Annotated in this window: 18 protein-coding genes; 11 read left to right on the top strand and 7 right to left on the bottom strand. The window is 33.9% G+C overall.

Annotation, left to right across the window (positions count from 1 at the left end; translation table 11 throughout):
* Nucleotides 1-53: 53 nt before the first annotated feature.
* Genes IR213_RS01370 through IR213_RS01360 form a run of 3 tightly spaced genes read left to right on the top strand, consistent with a single transcriptional unit; the run spans nucleotide 54 to nucleotide 4,096 of the window.
* The gene (locus IR213_RS01370; protein WP_194310514.1) at nucleotides 54-1,736 is read left to right on the top strand and encodes a DUF6909 family protein; all 1,683 of its coding nucleotides are present in this window, start codon (nucleotides 54-56) and stop codon (nucleotides 1,734-1,736) included.
* A 24-nt stretch (nucleotides 1,737-1,760) separates the two neighbouring features.
* Complete coding sequence (locus IR213_RS01365) at nucleotides 1,761-2,744, top strand: UDP-glucuronic acid decarboxylase family protein (RefSeq protein WP_194310513.1); 984 nt, start codon at nucleotides 1,761-1,763, stop codon at nucleotides 2,742-2,744.
* Nucleotides 2,744-4,096, top strand: coding sequence for an exopolysaccharide biosynthesis polyprenyl glycosylphosphotransferase (locus IR213_RS01360; RefSeq protein ID WP_194310512.1), 1,353 nt, complete (start codon nucleotides 2,744-2,746; stop codon nucleotides 4,094-4,096). The genes IR213_RS01365 and IR213_RS01360 overlap by 1 nt, the downstream gene beginning before the upstream one ends.
* On the opposite strand, the gene IR213_RS01355 is transcribed toward IR213_RS01360, so the two are convergent.
* The 3 genes from IR213_RS01355 to IR213_RS01345 are packed head-to-tail and all read right to left on the bottom strand — an operon-like array spanning nucleotide 4,093 to nucleotide 7,684.
* A complete protein-coding gene (locus IR213_RS01355; RefSeq protein WP_194310511.1) occupies nucleotides 4,093-5,277 on the bottom strand; it encodes a glycosyltransferase family 4 protein in 1,185 nt (394 codons plus the stop codon). The two genes, IR213_RS01360 and IR213_RS01355, sit on opposite strands and share 4 nt — an antisense overlap.
* A complete protein-coding gene (gene wecB / locus IR213_RS01350) occupies nucleotides 5,277-6,362 on the bottom strand; it encodes a non-hydrolyzing UDP-N-acetylglucosamine 2-epimerase (RefSeq protein ID WP_194310510.1) in 1,086 nt (361 codons plus the stop codon). The genes IR213_RS01355 and wecB overlap by 1 nt, the downstream gene beginning before the upstream one ends.
* Nucleotides 6,362-7,684: a phenylacetate--CoA ligase family protein gene (locus IR213_RS01345; protein WP_194310509.1), complete on the bottom strand. Its 1,323-nt coding sequence runs from the start codon at nucleotides 7,682-7,684 to the stop codon at nucleotides 6,362-6,364. The genes wecB and IR213_RS01345 overlap by 1 nt, the downstream gene beginning before the upstream one ends.
* A gap of 129 nt (nucleotides 7,685-7,813) precedes the next feature.
* Between IR213_RS01345 and purD the strand changes: the two genes are divergently transcribed.
* Nucleotides 7,814-9,088 (top strand): phosphoribosylamine--glycine ligase, encoded by a 1,275-nt coding sequence (gene purD, locus IR213_RS01340; protein ID WP_194310508.1) that lies wholly within the window; start codon nucleotides 7,814-7,816, stop codon nucleotides 9,086-9,088.
* On the opposite strand, the gene IR213_RS01335 is transcribed toward purD, so the two are convergent.
* Nucleotides 9,080-9,310 carry a DUF6341 family protein gene (locus tag IR213_RS01335; protein ID WP_194310507.1) on the bottom strand — a complete coding sequence of 77 codons (231 nt, stop codon included), beginning with the start codon at nucleotides 9,308-9,310 and terminating at the stop codon, nucleotides 9,080-9,082. The genes purD and IR213_RS01335 overlap by 9 nt on opposite strands.
* Nucleotides 9,311-9,445: 135 nt before the next feature.
* On the opposite strand from IR213_RS01335, the gene IR213_RS01330 reads away from it, so the two are divergent.
* Nucleotides 9,446-10,375 carry a hypothetical protein gene (locus IR213_RS01330; protein WP_194310506.1) on the top strand — a complete coding sequence of 310 codons (930 nt, stop codon included), beginning with the start codon at nucleotides 9,446-9,448 and terminating at the stop codon, nucleotides 10,373-10,375.
* On the opposite strand, the gene upp is transcribed toward IR213_RS01330, so the two are convergent.
* Nucleotides 10,370-11,023, bottom strand: coding sequence for a uracil phosphoribosyltransferase (gene upp, locus IR213_RS01325; RefSeq protein WP_194310505.1), 654 nt, complete (start codon nucleotides 11,021-11,023; stop codon nucleotides 10,370-10,372). The two genes, IR213_RS01330 and upp, sit on opposite strands and share 6 nt — an antisense overlap.
* 89 nt (nucleotides 11,024-11,112) lie before the next feature.
* On the opposite strand from upp, the gene IR213_RS01320 reads away from it, so the two are divergent.
* The 4 genes from IR213_RS01320 (at nucleotide 11,113) to IR213_RS01305 (ending at nucleotide 13,769) form a co-directional block, all read left to right on the top strand.
* Nucleotides 11,113-11,718 carry a DUF4254 domain-containing protein gene (locus IR213_RS01320; RefSeq protein WP_194310611.1) on the top strand — a complete coding sequence of 202 codons (606 nt, stop codon included), beginning with the start codon at nucleotides 11,113-11,115 and terminating at the stop codon, nucleotides 11,716-11,718.
* Between the two features lie 47 nt (nucleotides 11,719-11,765).
* On the top strand, nucleotides 11,766-12,773 hold the full coding sequence (locus IR213_RS01315) for a glycosyltransferase family 9 protein (protein ID WP_194310504.1): 1,008 nt from the start codon (nucleotides 11,766-11,768) through the stop codon (nucleotides 12,771-12,773).
* Between the two features lie 112 nt (nucleotides 12,774-12,885).
* Nucleotides 12,886-13,239 carry a hypothetical protein gene (locus IR213_RS01310; RefSeq protein ID WP_194310503.1) on the top strand — a complete coding sequence of 118 codons (354 nt, stop codon included), beginning with the start codon at nucleotides 12,886-12,888 and terminating at the stop codon, nucleotides 13,237-13,239.
* 224 nt (nucleotides 13,240-13,463) lie between these two features.
* A complete protein-coding gene (locus tag IR213_RS01305; protein ID WP_194310502.1) occupies nucleotides 13,464-13,769 on the top strand; it encodes a hypothetical protein in 306 nt (101 codons plus the stop codon).
* A 54-nt stretch (nucleotides 13,770-13,823) separates the two neighbouring features.
* Here the strand turns inward: IR213_RS01305 and IR213_RS01300 are convergent, their stop codons facing one another.
* Both IR213_RS01300 and IR213_RS01295 read right to left on the bottom strand, forming a co-directional pair.
* Complete coding sequence (locus tag IR213_RS01300; RefSeq protein ID WP_194310610.1) at nucleotides 13,824-14,339, bottom strand: GNAT family N-acetyltransferase; 516 nt, start codon at nucleotides 14,337-14,339, stop codon at nucleotides 13,824-13,826.
* Between the two features lie 12 nt (nucleotides 14,340-14,351).
* A complete protein-coding gene (locus IR213_RS01295) occupies nucleotides 14,352-15,404 on the bottom strand; it encodes a ferredoxin--NADP reductase (RefSeq protein ID WP_194310501.1) in 1,053 nt (350 codons plus the stop codon).
* 123 nt (nucleotides 15,405-15,527) lie between these two features.
* Between IR213_RS01295 and IR213_RS01290 the strand changes: the two genes are divergently transcribed.
* The gene (locus IR213_RS01290; protein ID WP_194310500.1) at nucleotides 15,528-16,991 is read left to right on the top strand and encodes a DUF5687 family protein; all 1,464 of its coding nucleotides are present in this window, start codon (nucleotides 15,528-15,530) and stop codon (nucleotides 16,989-16,991) included.
* A 13-nt stretch (nucleotides 16,992-17,004) separates the two neighbouring features.
* A complete protein-coding gene (locus tag IR213_RS01285; protein ID WP_194310499.1) occupies nucleotides 17,005-17,700 on the top strand; it encodes an ABC transporter ATP-binding protein in 696 nt (231 codons plus the stop codon).
* Nucleotides 17,701-17,718: the final 18 nt, after the last annotated feature.

Below are 17,718 nucleotides of genomic sequence, written 5' to 3'. Positions count from 1 at the left end.
CTAATAAAAGTAGGTGATTCCATCTTCCTTAAAAAAACAAATATTTTCTACAGATGAAAGAAATAAAAAATATATCCAGATCCAGAGCACAAGAATCTTCGGCGGCAATTGAAAAAATGTACATAACGATGCGCCATTTGTTTAACCGTGGTTTTTATAAACCTATGGGCGTTTCAGGTGATACTTTGCGAGAAGCATTATTAACATTACGTCCTGAAATTTACGGAAATATTGCAGAAGAAAAAGTAGAATTAAGTGGTCTTTTATATGTTATTGAAAGGCTTCCAATAGGAATTGAGGAATGTCGATTTATTAATTTAACTTCGGACGAAGGCTATTCAAAATCACATTTTCGGGCAATTGTTCCCCCAAAAAGACGACGAAATTGTTATCGAATTGACGAAGAACAAATGAATGTTGAAATTACCCGGGGACGTTCGGATATTTACGATATTTTGACGCATTTGACCTTCATTTTCATTGAATCTCACAAGATAAGAAACAGAGTTTTATTGGACGATGCAGGAGAAGTCTCTCGAGATTGGCAAAAACTGGAATTGGCAGTTTCTCAGAAGAAAAAGCTTAATCAAATAGAGAAAGAGAAAGCGGTTTCACACGCCGCAAATATTCTTGGAAGAACATTTATTGAAGTATTGGACATTTATGATGCTTTTGGTTCAGATGTTTCGCCAGATCGTTTTTTACACGTTATTTATTGGCTTGGAAAATTAGCTATCGAAGAAGTTATTGATGACAACAAAAGAACCATAACTTTTAGTCCAATTTTAAGAGAACGATTAGGACATCATATTCACGGAGAAATTTGGGCAACGAACATCAAAGAAGTCTTAAAAAAGAATAAACTTTTAGACCGACCAATTCATGTTATCAGTGCCAATATGCATAGTGTGATGAATTCCATTTTTGCAACCACAGTTTTAAAAACTAAATTTAAGGACAAATCTGATTTCTTTATTTATGAAGAATTGAGTAAATCTGGAGCGAATGAGGTTAGGAATCAAGTGGAAGAATTTGCAAAATTGCAGGGAATGATTTCGATTCCGGATAATTCAGGAACCAATATTGATGTGCAAATCTTTGACACAGCTAAAATTGATTGGGCAAAATCATCGTTTCCAAAAGCAAAAACAGGAGATAAAAAACCCGTAATAATTGTAATGGATTATGCTTTTGGCGAACAAGCATATGAAACCATTGACGAATTATTGAAACCATATAAAAAAGACAATACTTTATTAAATGTTGAATCTGTTTCCATAATGGGAAAAGCAGGTATTCTTGAAGGTGAAAAAGGGGATATTATGATTCCGGCGGCTCACATAAATGAAGGAACTGCTGACAATTATTTTTTCCAAAATGAATTGACGGCCGATATGTTTGAAGGTGATGGTATTGCAGTTTTTGAAGGACCAATGGTTACTGTTCTTGGCACCTCTTTGCAAAACAAAGATTTGTTGAAGTTCTTTCACGAATCAACTTGGGGAGTAATCGGGTTAGAAATGGAAGGTTCTTATTATCAAAAAGCCATTCAATCAGCCTCAAAAATCAGAAAAAGTATTCCGCAAAACGTGAAAGTTCGATATGCTTATTATGCATCGGATAATCCTTTGGAAACAGGTAGCACACTTGCTTCTGGAGGTTTGGGAACAACGGGAGTAAAACCTACTTATTTGATTACAATCAAGATTTTGGAGCAAATTTTTAATGTGAAATAAAGGGTTTTCAATAGCCAATAAAAGATGAAAAGAATATTAATTACCGGAGCAGCAGGATTTTTAGGATCACATCTTTGTGACCGTTTCATAAAAGAGGGGTATTTTGTTATAGGAATGGATAATCTCATTACAGGGGATTTAAAAAACATAGAGCATTTATTCAAACTGGAAAACTTCGAATTTTATCATCACGATATTACCAAATTTGTCCACGTTCCAGGAAAACTGGATTACATACTTCATTTTGCATCGCCGGCAAGTCCAATTGATTATTTAAAAATCCCAATTCAAACCTTAAAAGTAGGTTCTTTGGGAACTCATAATCTCTTGGGATTGGCAAGAGTGAAAAAAGCCAGAATTCTAATTGCATCAACATCTGAAGTGTATGGAGACCCATTGGTTCATCCTCAAACGGAAGAATATTATGGCAACGTAAACACCATTGGACCAAGAGGAGTTTATGATGAGGCCAAGCGTTTTCAGGAATCTATCACGATGGCCTACCACACTTTTCACGGTGTAGAAACAAGAATTGTAAGAATTTTTAATACTTATGGACCCAGAATGAGACTCAATGACGGAAGGGTTATTCCGGCATTTATTGGCCAAGCGCTTCGTGGCGAAGACTTGACAATTTTTGGAGACGGAATGCAAACGCGTTCCTTTTGTTATGTGGACGATCAAGTGGAAGGCATTTTTAGATTGCTGCATTCAGATTATGTTTATCCGGTAAACATTGGAAATCCTGACGAAATTACCATCAAGGATTTTGCTGATGAAATCATAAAGTTGACCGGAACGACTCAAAAAGTAGTGTATTATCCGCTTCCAATAAATGATCCTTTGCAGCGTCAACCGGACATCACAAAAGCTAAAGAATTACTGGGTTGGAATGCCAAAGTTTCAAGAGAAGAAGGCATGAAAATAACTTACGACTATTTCAAATCATTGTCAACCGAGGAGCTTTTAAAAGAAGAGCACAAAGATTTTTCCAAGTATATGAATTAATGAAGACAAAAACAGGAAGATATTCAGGGTATATACGCCCTTTCTCCTACTTGATAGATTTGCTAATCATCAATGTATTGGCTCTTTATATCATGCCATTTCATGCAAATGAAATTTATTATGCTGTTTTTATAAGTTTTACGTGGTTTATTATAGCTGCAAACCTTGGTTTTTATGAAGTATACCGATACACTAAGGTAATTAAAATCTTAAATTGCACCTTAAAACAAGGAATTTTATTTGCCATATTTTGCCTTGTCTTGGAGTATTTTTATTCAGAAACCGCGAATCAAAAAAGAGTTGTTTTATTCGTTGTTTTATCAATAGTATTAATTTTATTAATCAAGCTTTCAATTTATTATTTTCTGAGAAAATTCAGAGTTTTATTTGGAGGGAATTCTAGAACTGTAGTTTTATTGGGAAACAATAAAAATATAAATCCATTAAAAACATTTTTTACTGAAAATCCAGATTACGGATATAAATTAATAAAAGTATTTAATCTGGAAGATCATAAAAAGCGAAGGATTGATGAATGTCTTTCCTTTGCTTTAGAAAGTAAAACGGATGAAATATATTGCTCGATGAGTGATTTATCCGATAGCCAAATAAGTGATATCATCTATTTTGCAGACAATAATTTGAAAACATTAAAATTCATTCCTAACGAAAAGCAAATTCTTTCAAGAAGCGTTAAGTTTGAATATTATGACTATATACCGATTATTTCTTTAAGAAATATTTTGCAGGATGAAACACTAAACAAAATTATTAAACGTGTTTTTGACCTTCTTTTTTCAACATTAATAATAGTGGGATTATTGTCTTGGCTTACGCCAATTTTAGCCATAATAATAAAATGGGAGTCAAAAGGACCTTTATTTTTTGTTCAAAAAAGGAACGGACTAAATTATAAAGAATTCAATTGTTATAAATTCAGATCGATGGAGGTTAACGACAAGGCAGATTTAGATTTAGCCTCAAAAAATGATGTTCGGATAACCAGAGTAGGTAAATTTATTCGGAAAACCAGTATCGACGAACTACCACAATTTTTCAATGTTTTAATGGGTGAAATGTCAGTTGTTGGTCCAAGACCCCATATGGTAAGCGTTGCCAACTTATATGCTTTAAAAGTAGATAAATTTATGGTGCGCCACTTTGTGAAACCCGGAATCACTGGTCTTGCTCAAACAAAAGGTTTCCGTGGCGAAGTAGAATCAGACGAAGACATCATTAATAGAGTAAAATATGATATTTTCTATATGGAAAATTGGTCTATTTTATTAGATGTTAAAATTATCTTCAACACCATTTTTAATACTTTAAGAGGAGACGATAAAGCATATTAAAAAACACCTTTTTCAATTAATTCTTTTATTTGAAAATCAAGATTAAAATTATTATCAGCATAAACAAAAACCTGTTTCTTCATTGTTTGAATTTTGTCTTTACCTTCTTTTGAAATTTCTTTTAGTGTAACATTCAAACTCTCGAAATCCTCAACATTAGCAACCCAACCCAAATTATTTTCGTTTACTATGGCTTCGCCTTCACCACCACCAAAATATAGAATAGGGAACCCTAGTGCACCATATTCAAATATTTTTGAAGGGACTGAGCCATAAATCCTCGTTTTTAATGGCACAAGTGCAATGTCGAAAGATTGCAGTTTTTCGTGCAATGAGTTTCGCTCTAACATTCCGTGGAAAAATATTTTTTTTTCAGGATTTTGCTTAATTAAGTCTTCGATTTGCGATTTCTCTGCACCGTCGCCAAAAACATGTAATTCAATGTTTACATCTTGTAATTCAATTTGCTGACACAATTCAAAAACACCTTGAGCAATACCTAACAATCCTGCGTAAAATATTTTTATGGGTTCGTTTACTCTGTTTACTAAACCCATTTCCGTAGCTTTATGATTGGGAAAATTGCGATATAAATGGCATTCTTTTTTTGGAAAAATAGAATGAATGTGTGTAATGATTTCGTTAGATTGGCCAAAAATCAGTGTTGCTTTTGAATAGATAAATCGTTCAAAAAACAGAGAAATATGATGCGAAAAACTATCTTTTTTTAGTGCTTTTAATTCAATAGCGGCCAATGGCCACAAATCAGAAACATTTAAGATTATTTTTTTTCGCTTTATCGAAAGCACAAAAACCGAAACAAACGACAATAACAGCGGAGGTGATTGAACCACGACTTTATTGGGTGTTTTTTTGGTCAATAAATAAAAAAACAACCCGGTAGAAAATGACAAAACCGAAAGGGTTCTTTTAATAATGTTTTTACTGACACTCGGATAAATCCAAAGCCGTTTTACGGTTATATCCTGAAGGTTTTCCTTTACTGAAAACTTGCCTTTGTATTCTGGAAACAATTCTCCTTTTGGGTAATTCCCTAGCGGACAAAGCACGGAAACTTTGTACTTGTTTTGATGTAATTTCAAGGCCAATTGTTCAATTCTATTGGCAGCAGCGCCCTTTTCCGGCGGATAATAATTCGATATGATGAGGATTTCTTCCATTATTTTTGAAGCAGAATATCAATAATTCGTTCCGAGGCTTTTCCGTCCCAAAGTTCAGGAATTCCAGATTTTTTCTTTCCTTTTTGAAGAAATTCCCTAAATAATTTTACTAAATTCCCTATCGAAATTCCCACTAATTTATTGGTTCCAATGCTTTGCGTTTCCGGTCTTTCGGTGTTGTTTCGCATTGTGAAACAAGGTATTCCAAGAACTGTTGTTTCCTCCGAAATTCCACCGGAATCCGTAATAACGGCAAAACTGTTTTTGATGAGGTACATAAAATTCAAATAGCCTTGCGGTTCCACAAAATGGATATTTTTCAGTTCTAAATTCGTTTCACCTAAAATTGCTTTTGTCCTTGGATGAATGGGGAAAATCACTTTTTTGCCATCAGCCATTTTATCAATACCTTGGAGTAACTGAATTAAGGATTGTTCTTCATCCACGTTTGACGGGCGATGTAATGTTAAAACGATATAATTCCCTGTTTCCAATTGAAATTCATTCCAAAAAAGAGGTTCAAAAATTCTGCCTAAATTTTGATATAAAGTATCAATCATCACGTTGCCAACAAAATGAATATTGGTTTCATCAACACCGTATTTTATCAAGTTTTCAGAAGCAGAAGTTGAGGTGGTAAAGAAATAATCGGTAATGCTGTCGGTTACGATTCTATTGATTTCTTCGGGCATTGTCATATCACCAGACCGAATTCCAGCTTCCACGTGAGCGACTTTTATGTTTTGTTTTTTAGCTACAATCGCACAAGCCATAGTCGAATTGACATCGCCAACCACCAAAACCAAATCACAAGGATTTTGCAACAATTCTTTTTCAAAAGCTACCATAATCGCTCCTGTTTGCTCCGCTTGTGAACCACTTTTTACCTCCAGATTGCTGTCGGGTTTCGGAATATTCAATTCGTCGAAAAAAGTATCGCTGAGGTTTTTGTCATAATGCTGACCCGTATGCACCAAACGATAGAAAACATTCGCTCCTTCGTTTTGCTTTTTTTCAATCGCTTTGATGATGGGTGCGATTTTTATAAAATTAGGTCTAGCGCCTGCGACTATGGTTATTTTCATTAGGCTATTTCTTTGATTAACGAAACAAACTGTTTCAATTTGCCGCTTTTGCTTCGTTCCAGTTTTTCTTTTCTGATGAATGTAAAAAACAATCCTTTTTCTAAATATAAGGCAATCGCGGCTTCAATTTTGCGGATTTGTTCCAAATTTAATTCTGTTTTGCTTACATATTCAATGTCAAAAGTATCGATTTTAGTTTGTTTGACGATAAATTCTTTTACATTGCCATCGTCTTCGATGATGCTTTTGGTCACGTAATAAAAAGTCAATCCGGGTGATTTTTTTCCGCTTGGTAAAATGGCAATATCATTAGTCCGACCCATTAATTGTTGAAGGACAGGTTTTTTAGATGTGCTTTTTTCATCCAAAATCCCAATGTCGCCAATGTCGTATCGAATAAACGGATGCGCTTTGTTATATAATGAAGTAACCACGATGCGACCTTCTTTTCCGTAAGGCAAAACATTGTTATCCTCGTCCAAAATTTCTACAAAAAGCGTTTCGGAATTGACTTGCCATTCTCCTTCAGGATTTTGAAAGGCAATCAAATCCAATTCCGAAGCTCCGTATTCATTGACAACAGGGAATCCAAATTGTTTTTCCAACAATATTTTGTCTTCTACAAAAAGCATTTCAGAAGTCACAACACAAACTTTCAAAGTCGGACAAATATCCTTTAAAATAATACTTCTCTGCTGTAGAAATTTGGCAAACAAAACGATTGAACTTGTATAGCCATTGATATAATCAAACTTTCGAGTCTTGAATTCGTTTAAAAAACCTTCTAAAACAGTATCCGATAAATCGAAAATCGAAAACCGAAAGCGGTTGCTCAAAAAATCCTTGAAACGTTCTTTTTTGTTGCCGATAAAATCCAACGGAATTCCATAAAATCGAGCTTGAAATGATGAATTAAAATCAATTCCAAACCAACCAAAACGATATATATTAGAAGCCCAAGTTAGCGCATGACAATATTTGTCTTTGGCAAAAATAAACGGGTCACCACTCGAGCCTGAAGTTTTGTTAACATAAACGGTTTTTGGAGAATATCCTTTTGAAAGTCTGTCTATTAAAGGCTCTTGAAAGTCTTTCTTAGTCATTATGGGCAATTCGTTCCAATTTTGAAAACTGCTTTTGCCAACAAATTTTTGATAGGAAGAATTATTTTTCAAATGATAATCAACAATTTCAAGCTTTTTGTTTTCAAGGAAAACTTCAAATTCTTCTTGAGGAAGCGCAACAATTTTTCTCATATCGGCTTTAGCTTCCTGTATTGGAAAACCATTTAATTGGAGCGATAAATCGAAAAATGAAAACATTTGGCCAATATATTTTACCAAAAATAATATTTACGAAGAACTAATGACCTAATAACCTACAACTTTTTGAAAATTAATTATTTTTTAAGTCTAAAAGCAATTATTTTTGCCAAACATAACAACTACACGATGACAATTTTACTTTTAGGTTCAGGAGGAAGAGAGCACGCTTTTGCTTGGAAAATGATTCAAAGTCCGCTTTGCGACAAACTTTTTGTAGCTCCGGGAAATGCCGGAACCGCTTCGATAGCCAATAATGTGGATATGAGTCCAACAGATTTTGATTCCATAAAAACTTTCGTGATTCAGGAAAAAGTAGAAATGGTGGTTGTTGGCCCGGAAGATCCATTGGTAAAAGGGATTTTTGATTTTTTCAAAAGCGACAGTGATTTAAAAGATATTCCGGTTATTGGACCATCAAAGTTAGGCGCAACTTTAGAAGGAAGTAAAGAATTTGCCAAAGAATTTTTGATAAAACACAACATCCCAACTGCAGCTTATGACAGTTTTACCGCAGAAACAGTGGAAAAAGGATGTGATTTCTTGGAAACTTTGCAACCGCCTTATGTTTTGAAAGCAGATGGATTGGCAGCAGGAAAAGGCGTTTTGATCATTCACGATTTGGCCGAAGCCAAAGAAGAATTAAGAAATATGTTGGTCAACCAAAAATTTGGTGCAGCAAGTTCAAAAGTGGTAATCGAAGAATTTTTGGACGGAATTGAATTGAGTTGCTTTGTTTTGACGGATGGGAAAAGCTATAAAATTTTGCCAACAGCTAAAGATTACAAACGCATTGGCGAAGGAGACACCGGTTTGAATACAGGAGGAATGGGGGCAGTTTCTCCAGTTCCGTATGTCGATGCCGTTTTGATGGAAAAAATCGAAACACGTATCGTAAAACCCACGATTGAAGGTTTCCAGAAAGACGGAATCGAATATAAAGGATTTGTTTTTATTGGTTTGATTAATGTAAATAATGAGCCAATTGTTATCGAATACAACGTGAGAATGGGCGATCCTGAAACCGAAGTGGTTGTTCCTAGAATGAAGTCGGATTTAGTGGAATTGTTTTTGGCTGTAGCCAATGAAAAACTAGACGAATTCGCACTTGAAATTGACGAGAGAAGTGCCACCACAATTATGCTTGTCTCTGGCGGTTATCCTGAAGATTTCGAGAAAGGAAAAGTAATTTCAGGATTATCAACCATCGAAGATTCGATTGTTTTTCACGCAGGAACAAAATTAGAAAACGGGAATGTGGTTACTAATGGAGGACGGGTTTTGGCAGTAACATCTTATGGAAATGATTTTCAAGAGGCCATAAAAAAATCTTACCAAAACATAGACAAGCTAAATTTTGATAAGATGTATTTTAGAAAAGATATTGGCTTCGACTTACTTTAAGAAAGAATGAGCCGTTGTATCTTGATTTTCTTGACCACTATCTTGGTGTAATTTCAATTGTTTGACCCAATAGACCATTGCACTAGCACAGATAATCATAAATATCCAGTTTATGGTATTGGCAGCAAACCAACTTTTAAGCTCAAGGGCTCTAAGAAAATTGTGTAACGTGAAAAAAATATTTTCAAATAACCATTGAATTCCTTCAAAAAATGCTTTCATCTCATTAATTTTATTTGTTAATTGTATTCGATGTAAATCGCAATTGTATCTATTTTTAATGAAAAAACTTTATATGGCTCGTTTCATCTTTGTACAAGTATTATATTTACAGTCACAAAAGTATAAAATATCCTTATGATAACAAGTGTTTTTAAAAAATCTACACCATTAAATTTAATTTTGGTTGTAATTTTAATGCTGGTTTTCTTTTTAATCTACCAGTTTCAAGATTTAACTTGGACAAAATCTGCTTTTTCCATTTTAAAAAAAGCAATGTTATTTATTGTTTTGCTGGGTTCTGTTTTTATCACAAATTTTATTGCCAAGAAAAACGGTTTGAGTAAAGACAGCAGCTACACGATTTTTTTCTATTTTTTATTGCTGCTTTTTTCCCCTTCGCTATTAAACAACATCAATTTAATTTTATCAAATTTCTTTGTCTTATTAGCTCTTCGCAGATTAATTTCGTTGCAATCCTTAAAAGCGTCTAAAGAAAAAATATTTGATGCCTCTTTATGGATTTTTGTGGCAGCCTTATTTCATTTTTGGAGTATTCTTTATATTGTATTGGTTTTTATCTCCATAATTTTTCACGTTTCAAGAGATTATAGAAACTGGGTTTTGCCTTTTATAGCATTTTTTGCTGTAGGAATTATTTTCATGCTTTTTTCGGTTATTTTCCAAAAAGATGTTTTGGGATACATCAATGCAAATGCAGTTACTGATTTTAAAATGGATTATTTTACCAATAATTATCAAAATGCAGCCTTTTCAATCTATTTGACTATTGCTTTGTTTTTTGTAATTTCTATGTTTATATCATTACCCAACAGACCATTAGTATTGAACGCTTCTTATAAAAAAATCATTGGCTCTTTTTTTATTGGAATTCTGATTTTTGCAGTTTCTTCTAGCAAAAGCAATGATTTATTAGTTTTTACAATTGCTCCTTTGGCAATGATGGCAACTAGTCACATCGAAGTGAAACAACTTCAATTGAAGCAGGAAATGGTTTTAGCCGTACTTATTATTTGCAGTTTATTTGTATTTTTCTCGCAATTATAATTTATTTCCATAAGCCAAATCACCGGCATCGCCAAGTCCAGGAACGATATATTTCTTTTCGTTTAGTTTTTCGTCCAAAGTCGCAACCCAAAGATGACAGGAATCCGGCAAATGTTTTTCAAGATACGCAATTCCTTCAGGAGCAGCAATGATTACGGCAATGTGAATTTCTTTCGGAATCCCTTTTTCCATTAATTTATTAAAAACCGCAACTATCGATTGTCCTGTAGCCAGCATTGGATCAATCAAAAGTAAGGTCTTGTTTTCAATATTTGGAACAGCTTGATATTCGACTAAAATATCAAAATAATCATCATGATAAGGATGATGCCTGTAGGCAGAAACGAAACCATTTTCGGCACTGTCAAAATAATTCAAGAACCCTAAATGAAGCGGCAAACCTGCGCGAAGAATGGAACACAGAACCAATTGATCAGCTATTTCAGTGGTTTTTTTGATGCCAAGAGGCGTTTGAATCTCCACATTTTTATAGTGTAGATCTTTGCTTAATTCATAAGCCATCACTTCGCCAATGCGTTCAATATTTCTTCGAAAACGCATACTGTCGTGCTGCACATTCACGTTTCTGATTTGGCCAAGAAAATGATTAAGAATACTGTTGTCTTCTGATAAATAATGTGTTTGCATTGTTTTAAGTTTTGGTATTAAACTTCTTAAGTTTTTAATGGACTATAAAAGTATAAAAAGTATCTTTGTAATTATAAAATATGAAAGATATGTTTTCAAAATTAGCTTATTCCGTTTTCGAACAAAGTATTCGCGATTATCATCAATTTGATAATGTAGATCAACCTATTAATAATCCTTTTCCAAAGGAAAAATTCGAACATTTATTATATCTAAAAAACTGGATTGACACCGTACAATGGCATTTTGAAGATATTATTCGGGATCCCAATATTGACCCGGTTGCAGCCTTAACATTAAAAAGAAGAATTGATGCTTCAAATCAGGAACGTACTGATATGGTAGAATACATTGATGGTTATTTTCTTCAAAAAAATGCTCATGTTACTGTAAAAGAAAACGCTAAAATAAACTCCGAAAGTCCGGCTTGGGCATTTGACAGATTGTCTATTTTAGCTTTAAAAATTTATCATATGAACGAAGAAGCTAATCGTGCCGGAGCCTCACAAGATCACAGAGATAAATGTCAGGAAAAATTAAATGTGTTGTTAGAACAAAGATCCGATTTATCAACAGCAATTGACGATTTATTAAAAGACATCGAGAACGGGGATAAATTTATGAAAGTGTACAAACAAATGAAAATGTACAATGACGATGATTTGAATCCGGTTTTGTATCAAAACCAAAAATAATTTCCGACAAGATTCAATTGTCAAAAAAAATTAAACATATAGCCGTCATGAGACTTTCCGCAATGGGAGATGTCGCTATGACGGTTCCTGTTTTAAGGGCATTTATCTCCCAAAACCAGGATATAAAAATCACCGTAATTTCCCGACCTTTTTTTAAACCACTATTCGATACGATTCCCAATGTTTCTTTCTTTGCTTTTGACGAAAAACAACGCCACAAAGGATTTATTGGTTTGTTGCGATTGTTTCAGGATTTAGTAGCATTAAACATTGATGCTTTTGCTGATTTGCATAACGTTTTGCGTTCTAAAGTGGTCAGGACACTTTTTGCCTTGAGTGGGAAAAAAACCGCTTTTGTTGATAAAGCTAGAGCTGAAAAAGCAGCCTTAACTCGTTCTGAAAACAAAATTTTCAAGCCATTGCCTACAATGTTCGAAAGACACACAAAAGTGTTTGAAGAACTTGGTTTTACGGTAGATTTATCAAATCCAATATTTCCGCCAAAACAAAAATTAGAGACAGAAATTGTCCGTTTAAGTGGAAAAGACTGTCAGAAACTAATGGGAATTGCACCTTTTGCACAATACGATTCCAAAGTATATCCCCTAGATTTAATGCAGGAAGTAATCGATAAATTAGCGGAGAACAAGAACTATAAAATCTTACTTTTTGGCGGAGGAAAAAAGGAAATCGAAATCCTGGATTCGCTTTCAAAAGGCAGAGAAAATGTAGTTGTTGTTGCTGGAAAAATAAATCTACAGCAGGAATTGCAACTCATCAGCAATCTCGATGTGATGCTTTCAATGGATAGTGCGAATGGGCATTTGGCGGCAATGCTTGGTGTAAAAGTAATTACACTTTGGGGCGCAACACATCCGTTTACTGGATTTTTGCCGTTTAATCAGCCTTTTGAAAACGCCTTGATGGCTAATCGAAATTTGTTTCCAAAACTACCCACTTCGGTGTACGGAAATAAAAAAGTGGCAGGTTATGAAAGTGCAATGCGAACGATTTCAGTTGAAAGTGTAATTGATAAAATCAATGCTACAATTTAGATTCGTTTCAAGAAAACGGATGCTTTCAACCTCATTTATTTTTATCAAGATGTAATTTTTCATATAAATCATACATCTTTATATTTGGCATACTTTAATAAATACCAGACCTATGTTAGATTTAAAATCCTCCAGAAGAAATTTTTTTAAATTCCTCGGCTTGACAGCAGGCACAACATTAATCAGCCAGACAAGTTTTGGTGGCCACTTTGATCAAACGGAAATCAAAAAGTTAACCCCTGAACAAAAAGAATTTATTATGCTCCACGAAAAATGGATGGATAAATTCATAGAAGTAATTAGAGTCCAAAAAACCGACCCCGAAGATCAGGAAAACAACCAAAAGATGATTGCGATAACTGAAATGGCTGATGAATTTAAGCCAGAACTTAACGAATTTATGAAAGACGGTACTTTTGCACTAATCTATAAAATGTCGCTGGAACGAATGAGCAAAGAAATCTAATTCGAAATTAGCTAAACGCTTGACTTTGTCTCTCAAAAAATTTATGAAAATTTTACAAATTCAAATTGCGTTTGAACCTGATTTATTAATTTTGGTTAAAATGGAATAATTTTAGGGCTGTTATTAGTTCAGGTTCCATTTTTTTTTAATTTTAGCACAGATTTCAACGAATAAAAAAGTTGAGACAATAAACTTATTTCAATCACTTTTTAACACTAAATAATATGGTAGTACAATATCAGGGTAAACAAAACGGAATTCCGACAACATTCACAATTAGAATCAACGGAAACAACTTATCAAAAAGCAGTTCTAATTACGAAGTGGATTTATTAGTAGGCGACAAGCAATTGCCAACTTTTACGACATCAATTCATCAGAGTTTGTCTAATTGTTTAAAAGAAATTTACTTGTTCAGAAAACACAACAATATTATGTTTGATGCCTCTTCAGAAAAAGTAGCACCTAAACTGGTTCCTTATGATTTGGCTTTATACAACTTTCACAAGAACGCCTTGTTTATGTCATAAACTATTTCTTTATGATAAAAAAAGACTGTTCATTGAACAGTCTTTTTATTCTATTTACAATGCTTTAGTGAGCACTTTCTCGTATGCTTTTCTTGGGCTTCCTCTGAAATATACTTCACCACAAAGTGAATAACCTGATTTTTCAAAAATTTTCAACATCGCAATATTGTCATAATTTGTGTCTGCTTTTACACTGAATATGTTGTTTTTAAGAGCAAAATCTTCTATATATTCAATCATTATTTTAGCTAAACCTTTTCCCAAATATTTTTCTGAAATAGCTACTCGATGAAAGACAACAAAATCATCATTCGTTAACCAATTTCCTTCAATTTTTTCATATTCAGGCTCGTCATTGACTAATATTGCACAATAACCGATGATAGTTTTACCTTCAACCAAAACATATGCTTCTCCTTTTTCAATGTCTTTTAGAACCACTTCTGAATTTGGATACCCGTCTTGCCATTGATTGCTACCGTCTTCTTTTCTTCGTAGTATGGCTTTTTGCAAAATGATCCATATTCGAGAGGCATCAGAAAATTCAGCTTGTCTAAAGTGATAATTCATCATTTAGATTTTTTAAACATCGTCATAATTCACAAAAATTTCTGCAGAAGTAGGATGCGCTTGGCATGTTAAAACCAAACCTTCGGCGATTTCGCTATCGGTTAGAATGGAGTTTTTCTTCATCACGGCAGTTCCGGAGGTAATACGAGCGAGACAACTGCTGCAAATTCCGCCTTGGCAAGAGTAGGGAGCGTCAACGCCTTGTTTTAAAGCGGCCTCTAGGATAGTTTGTTTTTGTGACATTTCGAAAGTTGTTTCATCATCATCAACAAGAATGGTGATCTTTGTGTGTCCTTCGAGAGATTTTGCAATTTTATCTTCGGTAATTGATGTTGAGAATAATTCGAACTTGATATTCTTTTCCGAAATATTATGCGCTGCCAAAACCGCCGAAACTGTATTGATCATTTCTTCCGGACCACACAGATAGAACTTGTCAAATTCTATTTCCTTGTGTTTATTATTCAACACAAAATTCACCACAGATTTATCGATTCTGCCAAAAAGTTCCCCTTCGGCTTTCGCCTGACTGAAAACATAATGAACAAATAATCGACCTGTATATTTAGATTGCAAATCGTGTAATTCCTGATGAAAGATGGTTTCCTCGTGAGATTTATTTCCGTAAACCAATACAAACGAACTTTGTGGTTCGCCCTTCAAAGCCGATTTCAGAATAGAAATTACGGGTGTAATTCCGCTTCCTGCCACAAATGCAGCATAGTTTTTTTGTTTGTCTGTGTGTGGTTCGAAGGTAAATTTTCCTTCTGGTTTTCCTACTTCGATAAGATCACCTACTTTTAATTTTGTATTGGCAAATTGTGAAAATGCACCGTTTTTCACTGCTTTCACCGCAATTCTCAATTCTCCACTTTCAGGAGAAGAACAAATAGAATAAGCACGACGAATTTCTTGTCCGTCCAGCGTTAATCTCAAATTGACATATTGTCCGGCAATAAAAGTATAATTTGGTTTTAATTCCTCGGGAACATTAAAAAGTATGGAAACTGCTGCCGCCGTTTCGCGCTTTATTTCTTTTATGACAAGTTTTTTGAATGATGGCATACGATTAATTTTTTACAAAGATAGCAAACCCAAAAAAAGTAAAGAAGTTTATGGGTTTAGAAGTTTAGTTTTTTGTAACATTTCCCTACTTTTATCAACAAATAAAAAATAAAAGTCAAAATTATGATTCAAAAATTCCTGTATCTCGAATGGAAAGCTTTTATACGATCGGCTTCGTTCGGAACTAATTTGGCTTTGAAAATCCTTTTGGGTTTTATAGCCATTTTGTATGCTTTTATTTTGCTAATGGTTGGAATTGGGGCTTTTTATGGATTGAAAAAAATGAATCTTGATCCATTGCACGAGGTAAATAAATTCTTGATTTATTATTTTTTAATAGATCTGGGCATTCGATTATTATTGCAAAAAATCCCGGTAATGAATATTCGGCCGTTATTAGCTTTGCCATTCAAAAGACCAACAATTGTTAACTTCTCCATTGGAAAAACACTTTTGTCCTTTTTTAATTTTCTACACGTTTTTTTCTTTCTGCCTTTTACTATTGTTTTGCTGATTGAAGGTTATGATGTTGTGAGCTTGATTCTTTGGCATTTGGCGATGTTTGCATTGGTTTACAGCAATAATTTTCTGAATATTATTTTGACAAACAAAGACAATGTATTTGCTGTTTTTACAGCAATTGTTTTAGTGTTGGGAGGTTTTCAATACTATCACTATTTTGATATTACTACTTATACTTCCGTGTTTTTCGATGGATTATTCAATACAAAATGGATGTTTTTATTTCCGGTTTTGGCTTTGATGGGATTATATTATTACACTTATGTTTATCTCAAAAACAATTTATATCTCGATGCAGGATTATCAAGCAAACACGAGATTGCCAAAACCGAGAATCTGACTTGGCTGAACCAATTTGGAACTTTGGGAACTTTTTTAAAGAACGACATTAAACTCATCAAAAGAAACAAACGTTCTAGAACTACGGTTGTAATGAGTCTTCTGTTTTTATTTTACGGATTAATCTTTTTCAGAGAAAATTCACATCAACCGGAAGTGATGCGCATTTTTGCCGGAATTTTTGTTTCGGGAGGATTTTTATTCACTTTTGGACAATTTGTGCCTAGCTGGGACAGTTCTTATTATCCGCTGATGATGACACAAAATATTTCCTATAAAGGCTATTTGAGTTCAAAATGGTGGCTTGTAGTGATTGCGACATTTATTTCGACCATTTTGGCTTCCTTTTATTTATTTTATGGTTGGCAGGTTTACCTGACGATTGTCGTTGGAGCGATTTATAATATTGGCGTCAATTCGCACTTGGTTTTGCTTGGTGGCGCTTACACTAAAACCCCAATCGATTTGGCAATGAGCAAAGGTGCTTTTGGCGACAAAAAAGCATTTAATACAAACACAATGTTACTTTCTTTACCAAAATTAGTCTTGCCATTATTACTTTATTGGGCAGGATCTTCATTAATGAATCCTAATTTAGGACTTGTATTTGTTGCCATTGCAGGAGTTTTGGGTTTTAGTTTAAGAGATAAAGTTTTCTCATTAATTGAAAAAATCTACAGAACCGAAAAATATAAAACTATTAATGCTTACAAACAAAAATCGTAATTCGTAAACCAAAATGATACAAGTACAAAATCTTTCAAAATCATATAACGGAACTGCTGTATTAAAAATAAATGCTTTAGAAATTCCAAGAGGACAAAGTTTTGGTCTTGTAGGCAACAACGGCGCCGGAAAAACTACTTTTTTTAGTTTGCTTTTGGATTTAATCCAACCTTCGACAGGAAATATAATTAACAACGATGTTCTGGTAAATGTTAGCGAAAATTGGAAACCATTTACGTCTTCTTTTTTGGATGAAAGCTTCCTGATTGGCTATTTGACACCTGAAGAATATTTTTATTTCATTGGAGATTTGCGCAATCAAAACAAAGCCGATGTGGATGCTTTATTAGTCAAACACGATGAGTTTTTTAATGGTGAAATCCTGAAAAACAAAAAATATTTGCGGGATTTATCCAAAGGAAACCAAAAAAAAGTGGGAATAATTGCCACACTCATTGGCAATCCGGAAGTGGTAATTCTCGACGAACCGTTTGCAAATTTGGATCCAACAACCGTTAGCAGATTAAAAAAAATAATCAAAGAACTTGCCGAAAACCCAAACGTTACTGTTTTGGTTTCAAGCCACGATTTGCAGCATACAGTTGAGGTTTGCGATAGAATTGTTGTGCTAAATAGAGGCGAAATTGTAAAAGACATTCAAAAATCTCCAGAAACATTGCAAGAGCTTGAAACGTTTTTTGCCGTTTAAATTTCGATATTTCAAAAA

Origin of the sequence: Flavobacterium soyangense (assembly GCF_015277675.1) — a bacterium.
GTDB lineage: Bacteria > Bacteroidota > Bacteroidia > Flavobacteriales > Flavobacteriaceae > Flavobacterium > Flavobacterium soyangense.
This window is presented reverse-complemented; position numbering and strand designations above follow the sequence as displayed.

Bases quoted from the DNA above. Each gene is read 5' to 3' on its own strand.
- wecB (WP_194310510.1), bottom strand. From the start codon at position 6,362: ATGAAAATAACCATAGTCGCAGGCGCTAGACCTAATTTTATAAAAATC.
- IR213_RS01335 (WP_194310507.1), bottom strand. From the start codon at position 9,310: ATGAAAGCATTTTTTGAAGGAATTCAATGGTTATTTGAAAATATTTTT.
- IR213_RS01305 (WP_194310502.1), top strand. From the start codon at position 13,464: ATGGTAGTACAATATCAGGGTAAACAAAACGGAATTCCGACAACATTC.
- IR213_RS01300 (WP_194310610.1), bottom strand. From the start codon at position 14,339: ATGAATTATCACTTTAGACAAGCTGAATTTTCTGATGCCTCTCGAATA.
- IR213_RS01345 (WP_194310509.1), bottom strand. From the start codon at position 7,684: ATGTTTTCATTTTTCGATTTATCGCTCCAATTAAATGGTTTTCCAATA.
- IR213_RS01365 (WP_194310513.1), top strand. From the start codon at position 1,761: ATGAAAAGAATATTAATTACCGGAGCAGCAGGATTTTTAGGATCACAT.
- IR213_RS01330 (WP_194310506.1), top strand. From the start codon at position 9,446: ATGATAACAAGTGTTTTTAAAAAATCTACACCATTAAATTTAATTTTG.
- upp (WP_194310505.1), bottom strand. From the start codon at position 11,023: ATGCAAACACATTATTTATCAGAAGACAACAGTATTCTTAATCATTTT.
- IR213_RS01295 (WP_194310501.1), bottom strand. From the start codon at position 15,404: ATGCCATCATTCAAAAAACTTGTCATAAAAGAAATAAAGCGCGAAACG.
- IR213_RS01315 (WP_194310504.1), top strand. From the start codon at position 11,766: ATGAGACTTTCCGCAATGGGAGATGTCGCTATGACGGTTCCTGTTTTA.
- IR213_RS01320 (WP_194310611.1), top strand. From the start codon at position 11,113: ATGTTTTCAAAATTAGCTTATTCCGTTTTCGAACAAAGTATTCGCGAT.
- IR213_RS01355 (WP_194310511.1), bottom strand. From the start codon at position 5,277: ATGGAAGAAATCCTCATCATATCGAATTATTATCCGCCGGAAAAGGGC.
- IR213_RS01310 (WP_194310503.1), top strand. From the start codon at position 12,886: ATGTTAGATTTAAAATCCTCCAGAAGAAATTTTTTTAAATTCCTCGGC.
- IR213_RS01370 (WP_194310514.1), top strand. From the start codon at position 54: ATGAAAGAAATAAAAAATATATCCAGATCCAGAGCACAAGAATCTTCG.
- IR213_RS01285 (WP_194310499.1), top strand. From the start codon at position 17,005: ATGATACAAGTACAAAATCTTTCAAAATCATATAACGGAACTGCTGTA.
- IR213_RS01360 (WP_194310512.1), top strand. From the start codon at position 2,744: ATGAAGACAAAAACAGGAAGATATTCAGGGTATATACGCCCTTTCTCC.
- IR213_RS01290 (WP_194310500.1), top strand. From the start codon at position 15,528: ATGATTCAAAAATTCCTGTATCTCGAATGGAAAGCTTTTATACGATCG.
- purD (WP_194310508.1), top strand. From the start codon at position 7,814: ATGACAATTTTACTTTTAGGTTCAGGAGGAAGAGAGCACGCTTTTGCT.